The organism is Domibacillus sp. PGB-M46, from assembly GCF_022668875.1.
Taxonomy (GTDB): Bacteria; Bacillota; Bacilli; order Bacillales; family Domibacillaceae; genus Domibacillus.
Genome location: NZ_JAKGCR010000031.1, coordinates 1 through 13,519, shown reverse-complemented (window position 1 = coordinate 13,519; position 13,519 = coordinate 1). Strand labels below are relative to the sequence as shown.

9 protein-coding genes, 1 tRNA gene and 2 other RNA genes are annotated in these 13,519 nt (G+C 39.6%); 7 read left to right on the top strand and 5 right to left on the bottom strand.

Features of this window, described 5'->3' with window-relative positions; all coding sequences use genetic code 11:
* Window positions 1–243: 243 nt before the first annotated feature.
* Window positions 244–429 (bottom strand): aspartyl-phosphate phosphatase Spo0E family protein, encoded by a 186-nt coding sequence (locus tag L2D08_RS21410; RefSeq protein ID WP_242237097.1) that lies wholly within the window; start codon window positions 427–429, stop codon window positions 244–246.
* Window positions 430–689: 260 nt separating this feature from the next.
* Complete coding sequence (locus tag L2D08_RS21405) at window positions 690–1,424, bottom strand: NAD-dependent deacylase (protein WP_242237094.1); 735 nt, start codon at window positions 1,422–1,424, stop codon at window positions 690–692.
* A gap of 435 nt (window positions 1,425–1,859) precedes the next feature.
* On the opposite strand from L2D08_RS21405, the gene hprK reads away from it, so the two are divergent.
* The gene (gene hprK, locus L2D08_RS21400; RefSeq protein ID WP_242237093.1) at window positions 1,860–2,795 is read left to right on the top strand and encodes an HPr(Ser) kinase/phosphatase; all 936 of its coding nucleotides are present in this window, start codon (window positions 1,860–1,862) and stop codon (window positions 2,793–2,795) included.
* Window positions 2,796–3,101: 306 nt separating this feature from the next.
* Here the strand turns inward: hprK and pdxR are convergent, their stop codons facing one another.
* Window positions 3,102–4,481, bottom strand: a complete 1,380-nt coding sequence (gene pdxR / locus L2D08_RS21395) for a MocR-like pyridoxine biosynthesis transcription factor PdxR (RefSeq protein WP_242237090.1) — start codon at window positions 4,479–4,481, stop codon at window positions 3,102–3,104.
* Between the two features lie 107 nt (window positions 4,482–4,588).
* Here pdxR and L2D08_RS21390 point away from each other — a divergent pair, with 107 nt between their 5' ends.
* A complete protein-coding gene (locus L2D08_RS21390) occupies window positions 4,589–5,212 on the top strand; it encodes an FMN-binding negative transcriptional regulator (protein WP_242237086.1) in 624 nt (207 codons plus the stop codon).
* Window positions 5,213–5,580: 368 nt separating this feature from the next.
* Window positions 5,581–7,512 carry a fructose-1,6-bisphosphatase gene (gene fbp, locus L2D08_RS21385; protein ID WP_242237083.1) on the top strand — a complete coding sequence of 644 codons (1,932 nt, stop codon included), beginning with the start codon at window positions 5,581–5,583 and terminating at the stop codon, window positions 7,510–7,512.
* Between the two features lie 139 nt (window positions 7,513–7,651).
* Here fbp and ssrS (L2D08_RS21380) read toward each other — a convergent pair.
* Window positions 7,652–7,847, bottom strand: a non-coding RNA gene (ssrS, locus tag L2D08_RS21380) — 6S RNA.
* A 304-nt stretch (window positions 7,848–8,151) separates the two neighbouring features.
* On the opposite strand from ssrS (L2D08_RS21380), the gene L2D08_RS21375 reads away from it, so the two are divergent.
* The 3 genes from L2D08_RS21375 to L2D08_RS21365 all read left to right on the top strand — a co-directional run bounded on the left by L2D08_RS21375 (window position 8,152) and on the right by L2D08_RS21365 (window position 12,631).
* Window positions 8,152–8,340, top strand: coding sequence for a hypothetical protein (locus tag L2D08_RS21375; protein WP_242237081.1), 189 nt, complete (start codon window positions 8,152–8,154; stop codon window positions 8,338–8,340).
* Between the two features lie 533 nt (window positions 8,341–8,873).
* Window positions 8,874–9,224: a hypothetical protein gene (locus L2D08_RS21370; protein ID WP_242237080.1), complete on the top strand. Its 351-nt coding sequence runs from the start codon at window positions 8,874–8,876 to the stop codon at window positions 9,222–9,224.
* A gap of 188 nt (window positions 9,225–9,412) precedes the next feature.
* Window positions 9,413–12,631: a DEAD/DEAH box helicase gene (locus L2D08_RS21365; RefSeq protein WP_242237078.1), complete on the top strand. Its 3,219-nt coding sequence runs from the start codon at window positions 9,413–9,415 to the stop codon at window positions 12,629–12,631.
* 175 nt (window positions 12,632–12,806) lie between these two features.
* On the opposite strand, the gene ssrS (L2D08_RS21360) is transcribed toward L2D08_RS21365, so the two are convergent.
* Window positions 12,807–13,005, bottom strand: a non-coding RNA gene (gene ssrS / locus L2D08_RS21360) — 6S RNA.
* Window positions 13,006–13,447: 442 nt separating this feature from the next.
* Between ssrS (L2D08_RS21360) and L2D08_RS21355 the strand changes: the two genes are divergently transcribed.
* Window positions 13,448–13,519: transfer RNA gene (locus L2D08_RS21355), tRNA-Asn, on the top strand.

Sequence of the window (13,519 nt, the reverse complement as noted above, 5' to 3'; positions counted from 1 at the left end):
AATAAGGCCGCATTCTATACAATTTGATCGACAAATACCGACATTTATCAAGTTAGTGGCTGGGTGGACTGGCAGAGAAGTGGAGCGTATAGGGTGCCTGCTCTCTTACTGGAAAAATCAATAAAAAGCAGCCAGGTAAAAACCTGACTGCAGAAAACATAACGATGTGTAATATGGGATCTAGATGACAGTACTATTATGGTTAATTAATGAAAAGCTATGCAGAAGAAAAAAGAAGAAGGCTTATCCAGTTTTAAAGTTCCCTATATTTTGAAGCTGGTATTGAAAGATAAGCTCATCTAATTGTTCACTGTACCTTAAAGCTTCCGGGCTTCCAAGACCATATTTCAGTCCGGCGGCAATCAAAATATGTTGAAGGCCGTTAATTTGCTTGTTTAACTCTTCTAGATTCATTTGATTATTCATCATGTTGTTTCTCCATATTATTTTGTTTATTTAAAATAAGGCAGGAAAAAAGCATATGAGAAATCAAGAGAAATAACAATACATCTGACAAAAGCTCTAAAGATATGACATTTAACCTTGGATTAAAGAAAAGACAAAAGCCAAGAACTTGTTTTCATAGTTAAGTCGTAGTAGAGCGAAACTATTTAAGACAAGGGCTTGCTCTTTTCTTTCACAGAGGAAAAAAAGTAAAAATAAAAAAACAGCACCGGAGAATGGCGCTGTTATACCAGGTATTCGTTTACCGCTTGCAAGGTGGCCATAATTTTATCATGCAATCGGATACTTGCGATTCCATCATAGGGTGTTTCGCTTTCTGTTACAATAACAACCCGGGCGGCATTTCCTCCTTGATATGCTTCATCAACTAAGGAGTTGAACGGCCATACTTGAAGAGAAGTGCCAAGAATGATCACTAAATCCGCTTTTCTCACTTCCTCAATCGCTTCAGACCAAGCAAGGTGCGGAAGTTCTTCTCCAAAAAGAGTCACATTTGGGCGGACAGTTCCTTCGCAATCCACACAAACATCACTGTGTTCAACGGTAAATTTACTTGTATCATAATCTCGTCCACACCTATCACAGGTGAGGCTGCGAAGATGTCCGTGAAGCTCAAGCACTTTTTTGCTTCCAGCCGCTTTATGGTATCCGTCAATATTCTGGGTAAGGATGGATTTAACCAATCCCTTTTCCTCCCACTCTGCCAAAAGGCGGTGGGCAGCATTAGGCTCATGCCCGGCTGCATCATTCAATCGTTTTGTGAAAAATTCGCGGAACTCATCTGTCCCTACTTTAGAAGCGTGGGAGATTTCTTCTGGGCGCCTGCCATCCCAAAGCCCGCCCTGTGAACGAAAGTCGGGAAGGCCGCTTTCAGTCGAGATGCCGGCTCCAGTTAAGATAACTGTATGGCTTGACTGTTTCAAAAGCTCGGCAATGTTTTTTGTTTTTTCCTTTGTCACACTAAATCCCTCCTAGATTTTGACGTATATCCTTCATAATAAAGCACTTTAATCAAGATAAAAAGCAGCCTTTATGGCCCACTTTTGTAAGCTTGCTGCTTGTACAAAATTTTTGCTTGTTAATTTTTTTAGGAGTGCATTTTGTCGCAGCAATTGGACGTGCTTGATTACTCTGGTTCTTACACTGGCTTCTTTACAAAAAGACTCTCTTAAACGTTGCGGTTGATTTTTCGCTAACGAATTTAAAGAAAAGGCCTGTTAAACAATATTCACACTTCATCAAAAGAGTGGGGAGCCATTTTAACAACGAAACGAACCAGCTATATACTTACTATTAATGTCCAGTCTTCGGAAAGCCCGTTCGTAAATGGGTGACGACGCCAGTAATCTAAAGTATAATTCATTATAAAAAGTCTAATAGGACGTGAGTATAGAGTGAAAAAAATAACGGTTGAAAACTTGGTTCAGAAGTTTTCATTGAAGGTGCTGGCTGGTGAAAGCCAGTTGCAGAAAATAATTACGCAGCCACGAGTGCATCGTCCGGGCCTTGAATTTGTTGGCCATTTTGATTTTTTCCCAACGGAACAAGTTCAAATCCTGGGGAAAAAGGAAATTACCTATTTACATAAATTAAGCCATGAAGAACGTAAGCTCCGAATTGGGAATATTGTTCACTATCATCCACCCTGTTTTATCGTAACGGCTGGTGAAGAGGGACTTACCTATTTAATTCATCATTGTACAGAGCAGGGGATCCCCTTGTTAGTAACAAACAAGCCTGAGATCACTTCAGAGTTTATCACCAAATTGGATGGTTATTTAATAAAAGAATTAGCGTCCGAAATGGCGATACATGGAGTTTGTATGAATGTGTCAGGCATTGGCATATTACTTCGCGGAAGCTCGGGAGTAGGGAAAAGCGAGACAGCGCACACATTAATTCGCCGGGGACACCGGCTGGTTGCCGATGATATTGTTGTTCTGAAGAGACTTAGTCCGCAAACCATTCTAGGCACACATGACGAGAAAACCAAGGAGTTTTTGGCTCTCCGCAGTATTGGGTTATTGAATGTGGTCCGCTTATACGGTCGTAAGGCGTTTCAGGATGAAACACGAATCGCTCTTGATATCCATTTAACGAAATGGGAGAAGGATGCCCTGTATAATGATTTGGAACAGGAATTTCACTATACTGACTATATGGGTGTTAAGGTCCCTTCCATAGAAATCCAACTTCAGCCTGGGCGTGATGTGGCAGGGTTAATTGAGGCCGCTGCAAACAACTGGTATTTAAAGGAACAAGGATACAGTGCAGCGGAAGAGTTCATGAGCAGAATTGAAGCTGATATCACGAAATCTGGCAATGAATGATTTTTTAAACTGTGTTAAATGAAAGCATCTCTTCATGCGTGTGTATGTCATCTTCTTATATGATTCAAGCCGCTGAACTGTTCAAACAATCAATAATGTTCTTTACGGAAGGGATTTTTAAGAAAAAACAACATTATGCTTTAATAAAGCACATAAGGCAAGAAGAGAAGGGAACTATTCCTCTTCTCTTTTTTTGATTAATAAAATTCTCTGTAGATCTTATCCGTTTCATTCAATAAAAAATGCATTTTTAAATCTCTAGGATTCGCCGCAATATTAAACAGAGCTAACCATTGCGGAGTTGTGTTATAGCCAGGCCTTTTTTAAGAGTTCCACACCAAGTTTGATTTCATCATAAGAAAGATTACTGAAACCTAGTTTAACCATTGGTTCGTCCGTATTATTTTTAATGAAGTAGAGCGACGTAGGATACACCGTAACACCGTAAGAGGAAGCTTGCTGAATTAACCATTCTTCTGAACGCTTCAGATGTACTTTGACTAGTATGTATAAACCAGACTGTTCACCAATAATGGATATATTTTCAGCAAGTTGCTCTTTTAATGCAGCTACTAAGTGCTGCATTTTTCTTTTATAAACAAGACGCATCCGTTTAATATGCCGGCTCCATTCCCCTTCTTCCATAAATTTAGCCATTGTAAGCTGGCTAAGCAGGGAAGTGGTAGCTTCAAAATGAAGAAATTGATTTTTATAACGATTTAAAAGGGGCTGTGGCAGCACCATATAACTTAAACGAATTCCTGGAAGAAAGGACTTTGAGAAGTTCCCTAAATAAATGACTTTTGCTGAATCAATGGAAGCAAGAGCTGGAAAGGGCTGTTGTGTATAGCGAAATTCACTATCATAATCGTCCTCAATAATATATCCTTGCATCTTATCAGCCCAATGAATAAGTGTTTGTCGCTGTTGAATAGGCATGCTTACCCCGTATGGACTGTGATGGGAAGGTGTGACATAAATTAATTGTGAGTTCATTTGTTCCAATTGTGAAAAATCAGCCCCTGTTTCATAAACGGGTAGCGTTTCAATCGTAAAACGATGAAATTGGAAAGCTTCCCTCGCGCCATCATACCCGGGATCCTCTACTGTCACACTTGAGAAATCATCCTTCAGTATATGCCCAAGATGAATAAGCATTTGCTGGGTACTGCTGCCGACAATAATGGCATTCGCCTCTACTTTCACCCCGCGGGATTGGAGCAGGTATTTCGAAATTTGCTCGCGTAAACCTATTTCACCAAAGGGTTCCCCATACCGGAAGCTTTCCGGTAACGTTAGTACTTGGTTGGCGATCCTCCTCCAAACTTTTAAAGGAAAATGCGTTTGGTCTACGGCGCCTGCCCGGAAATTGATAAGGGCAGGTGCTGTCGGCTTATTTTTCTTTTCTTTATGAGAGATGAATGTCTCTTGGGGTAAAAGCGGTTCTAATTCATTTGCGAAATAACCTTTTCTTCCTTCTCCGCGAATATAGCCTTCAGCGACAAGCTGCTCATAAGCCGTTAATGTCGTATTGCGGCTTACATGAAGGGAGTCTGCAAGCTGGCGAATAGGCGGTAATTGTTCATCAGGAAGTATGTCTCCTCCTTCAATCCATAGCTTGAACTGTTCGTAGATTTGTTTGTATTTAGGGGAATCTTTCTTCAAAGCAAAAATAGTATTTTTCATTTTTAAGCCCCTTTGACATGTTTGTTTATTTGAAATTGTATCTTTTTAAATGTCAGCAGTTACCATACTATATTTTACAATGAAGTGAATGAAGGAGGAACCTGGTCATGTATATTCCTAAGTATTATAGAGTCACGGATGTAGACGAAATTCAAGAATTTATTCAAATGAACTCATTTGGAACGCTCGTCACAACAAAACAAGGTAAGCCCATTGCGACTCATTTGCCCTTGCAGTTAATGAAAGAAGGAGATACATACTATTTAACGGGGCATATGGCGTATAGGAACCCTCAATGGAGAACATTCGAAACCTGTGAAGATGTATTGGTAATGTTCCAGGGGCCACACGCTTATGTCTCTTCTTCCTGGTATGAACAGGAAAATGTTCCAACATGGAACTATCAAGCTGTCCATGTATATGGTACAGCCAGCATTTTGAACGAAGAAGAGTTAAAACAGGACCTGGCAATGTTGCTGCAAAAGTACGAAAAATACCGTAAGAATGCAGTTTTATGGGATAAGCTTTCTCCCCAGTTATTAGAAAAAGAATTAAAAGGAATTATTGGATTTAAGATTCAAGTACAAGAAATCCAAGCTGCCAATAAACTAAGTCAAAACCGTAATAAAAAGGACTATCAAAATATCGTCAATAAGCTCTATGAAGAAGAGGATTTACATTCTCAGCAAATGGCAGAAGTGATGGAGAAGAAATTAAAGAAGGACAAATAAGTGTTATCCTTCTCTTTAAATGGAGTTTGCCAGGAAGAGTACTTAAATGATAAGTGCTTTTTATATAAGAAATAAAACAGAGGAACCTAAAATGGGCCTCTGTTTCTTTTGATAGAACGTCAATAATACATTTAACACGGACTAAATGTAGGCATAAAAACTCAAACTATTACTCAACAGTTCGTCTATAGAATGTAAAAACCGTATCCTTTTCAAAAAAATCCGTAATTCTTAAACAAGACGCAGCTTAAAACATGGATGAAATAGTAACGATTGTTATAACGTATCCTTCATTTTTCTTTTATAATGGAAGTAGTAAACAGTTAGCTGAAGAATGAATGGCGATTTTTGAAAGGGGATACATAATTTTGAATTCAAAATACTTAGATTTATTGGCGCAAAAATATGATAGTGAAGAAAAAGTGGTTACTGAAATTATTAATCTTGAAGCCATCCTTGATCTGCCAAAGGGCACGGAACATTTTGTTAGTGATTTACATGGAGAGTACCAGGCATTTCAGCATGTGCTGCGAAATGGTTCGGGAAATGTAAAAGTGAAAATCAGAGATCTTTTCAAAGATCAGTTATATGAAAAAGAGTTAAATGAGTTTGCGACATTGGTTTATTATCCTGAAGAAAAGTTACAATTAATTAAAAACAATTTTAGCAGTGAAAAAGAATTACATGAGTGGTATATAGAAATCATTGAGCGTATGATGAAGCTTGTTTCTTATGCGTCTTCCAAATACACACGCTCAAAATTACGCAAAGCATTGCCTAAACAGTTTGTTTATATTATTGAAGAGCTATTGTATAAAACAGACGAGTTTAAAAATAAGAAAGATTATTATACAAAAATGGTTAAGCAAATTATTTCGCTTGGCCAAGCTGACAAGCTGATTATTGGTCTTGCTTATACTACACAAAGATTGGTTGTGGACCATCTTCATGTTGTGGGGGATATTTATGACCGCGGCCCTGCTCCTCATAAAATTATCGATACGCTCATTAATTACCATTCCGTTGATATTCAGTGGGGAAACCATGATGTCCTATGGTTAGGGGCTTTTGCCGGTTCAAAGGTTTGTCTTGCGAATATTATTCGGATATGTGCCCGGTACAATAATTTAGATATTATTGAAGATGTGTACGGAATCAACCTGAGACCGCTTCTGAACCTTGCGGAAAAGTACTATGACGACAATCCAGCTTTTCGGCCAAAAAGAAATTCAGACGAAAACTTATCTGAGCAAGAACAGCTGCAAATCACTAAAATTCATCAAGCCATTTCTATCATTCAGTTCAAGCTTGAAAGCCCGATTATAAAGAGACGCCCGTGTTTTGATATGTCTGATCGGCTTTTGCTTGAGAAAATTGATTATGACAAAAACGAAGTAACGATTCACGGAAAAACGTACCTACTGGAGAATACTTGTTTTGCAACGATTAACCCAGATCAGCCTGATCAGCTGTTAGAGGAAGAAGAGCAGGTTATCGAAAAACTGTTATTTTCTGTTCAGCATTCAGAAAAACTGGCTAGACATATGAATTTTCTGATGAAAAAAGGCAGTCTTTATTTGAAATACAATGGGAACCTATTAATACATGGCTGTATTCCTTTAGATGAAGAAGGGAATATGGAAAAAATGATCATTGAAAATAAAACCTATGCCGGCCGTGACTTGCTTGATATTTTTGAACATTATTTACGATATGCCTTTGCCCATCCGGAAGAGACGGATGATCTTGCGACAGATATGGTCTGGTATTTATGGACAGGAGAATATTCATCGCTCTTTGGCAAAAGAGAAATGACAACCTTTGAGAGGTACTTTATTCAGGATAAGGAAACCCATAGAGAAAGAAAGAATCCATACTACCATTTGCGTGAAGATGAGGAGATTTGCCGTAAAATCCTAACTGAATTTGGCTTGAATCCAGATCAAGGCCATATTATAAATGGCCATACACCTGTTAAAGAAATTAATGGAGAAAACCCGATCAAGGCAAATGGGAAGATGATTGTCATCGATGGAGGTTTTTCCAAAGCGTATCAATCAACAACCGGTATAGCGGGATACACTTTACTGTACAATTCCTACGGTATGCAGCTGGTCGCCCATAAACATTTTAATTCAAAAGAAGATGTTCTGTGTAACGGTACAGATGTTTTATCCGTAAAAAGATTGGTAGATGAAGAATTAGAGAGAAAAACGGTTGGAGAAACGAATGTTGGCGAGGAGCTATTGCAGGAAATCTCTGTTTTGAATAGCCTGAGGGAATATCGTTATATGAATTAACATCAGTTATCACGCCTCAAGTAATGATAAAAAAAGCAGCCCGGTATGAGGGCTGCTTTTTTGTATTGTTGTTTATTAAATCATTTAAGCATCGTATTTAAGGTTTGCAGATTATACCTATATGAAATATAAAGTATATAAGCCAGCCGCCTTTGCCGTTGAATAGAAGAAAATTTTAAACCGCCACTCCTTAAAGTGGGTGTTCGCAGAAACCTTCCTGCGTGTCCTCGTTGGCCAAAAAGCGAATGAGGCCTGTCATTCCGGATTCATCATAAAATTCCCTGTTACAGCTTAAAGGTTAAAACTTTATATTGTAACGCACAACGCAGCTTGGATTTATATATTACATAGATCGTTCATGTTCAATGGTAGTTGCTGGCCTGTATTTCTGAACCTTCCGTTTAAAAAAGACTTTTCTGCTTTTGTCACTTTCTTCCCATAATACCTTTCCAGGGCATTATAGCCTTTTGTAACCTAACCGTCTTTTTTTCATTTTTAATGATACATCCCCCGCTTAGTAAGCTTGAAGTGTAGTGTTCTTGCCTAATATGATAAAGTCCTCCTTGGCTGGGATAAAGGGGTATGACTCTCCAATATTATGGAGAGAATAAAAATAAGTCAGAAAAGGGAGGTAAGGAAATGGAAGTGAGTATGAGCGTTGAAGAAGTCATGAATCAAATTTCTGAACTAAAGCAAAGAGGCGGAGAGCAGCTTCGGAAGAAACAAATAAAAAAGTCACATCCAGAGCTAATGAAAAATGCATTGTATCATTTTCCGAATTGGGAAGCTGCTATAGAAACGACCGAAGCGCGTAAAACGGGTTCTTAATACTACAAACCTACATAGGCTTGTAGCAATAAATTTATAAGGACAATATTCCCTTATAATGGCAACGAATTTTTTTGAATTTTGTAGGTATATATTTTATTTTACAGTAAGCAACAATAAAAAACGAAAAGTCCATGTGGCGGGTTGTTGAGCCACATGGATTTTTCTTTGTGAAGAAAGGCCGGGTTTTTAGATTCTTGTCCAAAGGAATGGATAAATACACATTTGGCATAGCGAATCTCAAGCAAAAGACCCTCTTACCGAATTCATTTTCTCCCCAGCACCATTTATCGCTCGGTTTTTTATCAGAACTGGCCGATCTACATGTATGTGCTTTGAGAAGATGTTCAAGATTTTTTCCTCATAAAACAGACTCTGCCTATATTCATCATACTCTCCTGCATGGATATACAACTTTAATTATTGAACTTTAACCTGTTACCTTTATGTTTAACGTAGTGGAGCGTCTAGGGTCAAACCTATTTATAGATGCCTGTGTGTACCCAGAGGTAAGTTTAACAGGGTTTTACCTTTTGACAATGGTATTAATAGGTTTTGCTTTTGAGAATAAACTACTGCAGGTCATAGCAACAGGGTTAGTTACACTGCTCCGTTTTCACTTTTCACCATTAGGAATGCCTGAATTAGAAGTTTTTCTTTTGGCGTGGGTTACCTGTTTTTTAGTATCTTGCAGTTTATCTGTATTGATAAAAAGATATCTCAGGGAAAGAAAAAATGTTGTTCGTTTAACAAATGCTTTAGCAAATGTCCTTGACTCAAGAGATTCCTATACGGCTAATCATTCGCAAATGTACAATAAAACAGGCGTCATTCCTTGGTCACCAGGGGGTGACGCCTGTTTTGGGTTAGCTGCTGAGCTATAAATACAACGTATTAAATACATATGCTATATTGAATACAACAAATAGAATGAAAATGAATCATTCCACCCAAAGCAATATAGATTCAAGCGAAATTATCAGCAAATAAGCGATATCTATATGTTACAGGGCAAATAGACGTAAACGTACGGCAGAAACAACAGAACATCTGCAATAAAGGAGTACACCCTTTGAATATACAATTGAATCAAAAAATTATTAAAGATATGTGCGGCACTGCCTCCTTCAAACGAGGAGATTCTTTTTACCGCGCTAATAAAGTAACATTCGAAAATTATAGTTCTGAAAGCTGTGAAGCGACTGTTACGGGAATGGAAGACTTCCATGTCACGTTAAAAATAGATTCTAATGGCGGGCTCCACACGAAATGCAGCTGCCCTGTGCTGGCTTCTTTCCAAAAGGATTGTCAGCATATTGCGGCCGTATTGCTGTCGATTTACGGGCATCAGCGAGAAGGGACGCTCCCTGTTATTCCAAGTGAGCGTCAGGTCGATTTCGCAGCAAATCAGGCACTGACAGAAGGTCTGCTAAACCTCTTTAACAATCCGCCTAAACGTTCAAGTGGGTCTCAGCTTCACTTTGAAAAAAGGCAGGTTCTTGATACGGAGTTTACATGCGAAGCTGTCAACATGAGCCAGGGGCAATTCATGTTCGGAATAGAAATGAGAATCGGTTCGGCCCATGTACAAAATATCCGGGATTTCCTGGAGAAGGTGAAAGAAGGTAAACCAAGCCTGCTTTCATCTTCATTTACCTACCATCCAAGCCTTCATTGCTTGCAAAAAGAAACAGATGCGGTTGTTCAGCAGCTTATCCAAGTGGTTCATGATGAAAAAGTATATGTGAATGCAATGCCAGACAAATCTGCCTATACAATCCGTCCTAACATGCTGCTCATTCCACCATCTTCCTGGGATCGGCTTGTTCCTGTGCTGACAAGAGCTCCATTAATGAAGCTGGAGCATAGCGGAAATACGTTTGATAATTTACGTTTATCGGATAAAGCACTTCCTTTGCAATTTGACCTTTCAGCAGCGGAGAGTGAAGGATATCAACTGAAGATCAAGGGGCTCGGCGAGGTAATGGTGCTGAACGCTTATCAGTCTGTTCTGTTTGAGGATAGATTAATTCAGGTGGGCAGTGAGGAAAGCGAGCGTCTTTCAGAACTTAAACAGATGCTCGAAGCCTCAGGATCCAATCAAATTTTCATTCCTCAGGGGAAAATGAATGACTTTTTAGAAAACGTGGTTCCGGGTTTGAAAAAAATGGGCCATGTCCAGATATCAGAAGAGATTTCCGAAAAATGGCTAAAAACACCGTTGGTTGCAAGGCTGTATTTAGACCGTGTGAAAAACCGCCTGCTTGCCGGGCTGGAATTTCAATATGAAAGTATTGTCCTAAACCCGCTGGAAGGCCGGGAGCATGGAAAAGGCTTCGTGCCGGCAAGAGACGTGGAGAAAGAAGGTGCAATCCTGCAGCTGATGGAGGAAAGTTCTTTTTCCAGGACTGACAGCGGATACCTATTGCATAATGAGAAGCTTGAGTATGAGTTTTTGCATAATGTTGTTCCGAAAATGCAAAAGCTTGTACAAGTATACGCCACTACGTCAGTGAGAAACAGGCTTTTCAGAGGGAATGCTCAGCCTCGAATTAAAGTCAGCATCCAAAAAGAAAGAACCAATTGGCTGGAATTTAAATTTGAAATGGAGGGTATTCCCGAAAAACAAATACGTGAAGTTCTACTGGCCCTAGAGGAGAAACGGAAGTATTACCGTTTGCGGAATGGATCACTCCTGTCCTTGGAGACAAGGGAATTTGAAGAAATTAACCGTTTCCTTAAAACACTTCCGGCACAAAAGGAAGATCTGGAAAGCGGGGTAAGTCTTCCCGTTACCCGGGGGCTTCAGCTTCTTGATTCTGATGATAGTCATATCTTCACGTTAGAGAAATCATTCCGTCAATTCTTGGAAACAATCCGTAATCCAGGCAGTTTAGAGTTTGAGGTGCCAGAGAGTTTGGAGTCGATATTGTATGATTATCAAAAGCAGGGCTACAAATGGATGAAGACGCTTGCCCGTTATGGGTTTGGGGGGATTCTTGCCGATGATATGGGACTGGGGAAAACACTCCAAAGCATTGCTTTTATCCTGTCTGAGCTTCCTCATATCCAGAAAAAGAAGCGCCCGGTCCTTATTGTTTGCCCCTCATCTTTAACGTATAACTGGCTAAGCGAAATAAAAAAATTTGCCACGGAAGTAAAAGCGATTGTCGTGGATGGAAATAAAAATGAACGGTTCAATATACAGAAGAATGTAACGGGTGCAGACGTTGTTATTACTTCCTATTCTTTGTTAGTAAGAGATAAAGGGTGGTACGAAAAACAATTTTTTCACACCGTGTTTTTTGATGAGGCACAGGCTTTTAAGAATCCTGTTACACAAACAGCAAAAGCAGCGAAGAAGCTACAGGCGGATTATCGCTTTGCCCTCACAGGTACACCAGTGGAAAATTCATTGGAGGAGCTGTGGTCGATTTTTCACGTTGTCTTTCCTGGATTATTCCTTGGTTTAAAGGAATACAGTCAGCTCTCAAGGAAAAAGATCGCCCGCAGAATCCGCCCATTTTTGCTACGGAGAATGAAAGAAGAGGTACTGTCGGAGCTTCCTGAAAAAGTTGAATCGATGGAATTAGTGGAGCTGCTTCCTGATCAGAAGAAGCTATATGCGGCTTACTTGGCGAAACTTAGGCACGATACCTTGAAGCATTTGGACAAGGACACACTTCGAAAAAATCGTATCAGAGTCCTTGCAGGTTTAACTCGTTTACGACAGATTTGCTGTCATCCAGCTCTGTTTGTGGATGGATACAAAGGAAGCTCAGCGAAATTCGAACAGCTGATGCAGATTGTAGAGGAATCAAGGCTTTCTGGAAGAAGAGTATTGATTTTCTCGCAGTTTACGCAAATGCTTAAGTTAATAGGGAGGGAGCTGGCGAGTCAAGGGCTCCCTTTTTTCTACCTGGATGGACAAACTTCACCAGAAGAACGGGTGGAAAAATGCAGTCGATTTAATGACGGTGAACGTGATTTATTTCTCATTTCCCTGAAGGCGGGCGGAACCGGCCTTAATCTGACAGGTGCCGATACAGTGATCCTATATGACATGTGGTGGAATCCTGCAGTCGAGGAGCAGGCAGCTGACCGGGCCTACCGCATCGGCCAGACAAATGATGTACAGATCATTAGGCTTGTTGCCCGCGGTACAATCGAGGAAAAGATGAATGAACTGCAAGAGAAAAAGAGGGATCTAATTGAAGAAATTATCGATTCTAAGAAGAAATCATCGTCAATGCTTACTGAAGAGGATATTCGTGAAATACTGATGATTTAGCGGGAATCAGGAAACAAAGAGTAGGTTAATCATAAAGATCTCAAGTGACTGCGCAAAAAAAGCAGCCCGGTATAGGGGCTGCTTTTTTTATGTTGAGATTTATCTAAAGTCGTCTAAGGAACTACTTTCAGGGTTTAACGATCATATATGTAGGTGAAGTGTAAGGTTGGTATATAAGTAAGCCGCCCTTGCCATTGTTGAATAGAAGAAAGTTTTAAACCACCGCTCCCCAAAGTGGGTGTTCGCAGAAACCTTCCTGCCTGTCCTCATTAGCTAGAAAACGAACGAGGCTTGTCATTCCGGATCCCATGTAAAACTCCCTGTTACAGTTTAAAGGTTAAAACTTTACATTAGGACGCACAAAGCAGCTTGTATATATTACGCGGACTGTTCACGATATTCAATGGTAGTTGTTGTCCTGTACTCCTAAACCCCCCGCACAAGAAAACTCTCTAGCTTCTGTCATTCAGGTATATTTTTGAGTCGTGTTAGGTGTAGAACAAGCTTATACACAGAAGTTTAACCGGAACCTGATGCTAAGTGTAGAATGGGTTTCTTCTTGAAGGTGATTCTTACATGGGTTTTTAGCATCTCGATTTTCTGCTTTATTTATATTTTACATCTTCTATTTTTGATAAGTGCCGCTCTTCAAGATAAATTCAAAGCTTTATACGGTGCTTTTTTTTAAGGTGCATCTCAATTGGCTATAAGGGGAAATGCTGAAAAAAGAAGTTAGTAATAAATATTTTTGAAAAAAGTATTGATTTTAAATTTTAAAGGTGATATTATTTTATAGCTGTCGTTAATGCAGATTATTCCGCAGTAGCTCAGTGGTAGAGCAATCGGCTGTTAACCGATCGGTCGCAAGTTCGAGTCTTGCCTGCGGAG

Coding starts and splice junctions, on each gene's coding strand:
- pdxR (WP_242237090.1), bottom strand. CDS start 4,481: ATGAAAAATACTATTTTTGCTTTGAAGAAAGATTCCCCTAAATACAAA.
- L2D08_RS21410 (WP_242237097.1), bottom strand. CDS start 429: ATGATGAATAATCAAATGAATCTAGAAGAGTTAAACAAGCAAATTAAC.
- L2D08_RS21375 (WP_242237081.1), top strand. CDS start 8,152: ATGGAAGTGAGTATGAGCGTTGAAGAAGTCATGAATCAAATTTCTGAA.
- L2D08_RS21390 (WP_242237086.1), top strand. CDS start 4,589: ATGTATATTCCTAAGTATTATAGAGTCACGGATGTAGACGAAATTCAA.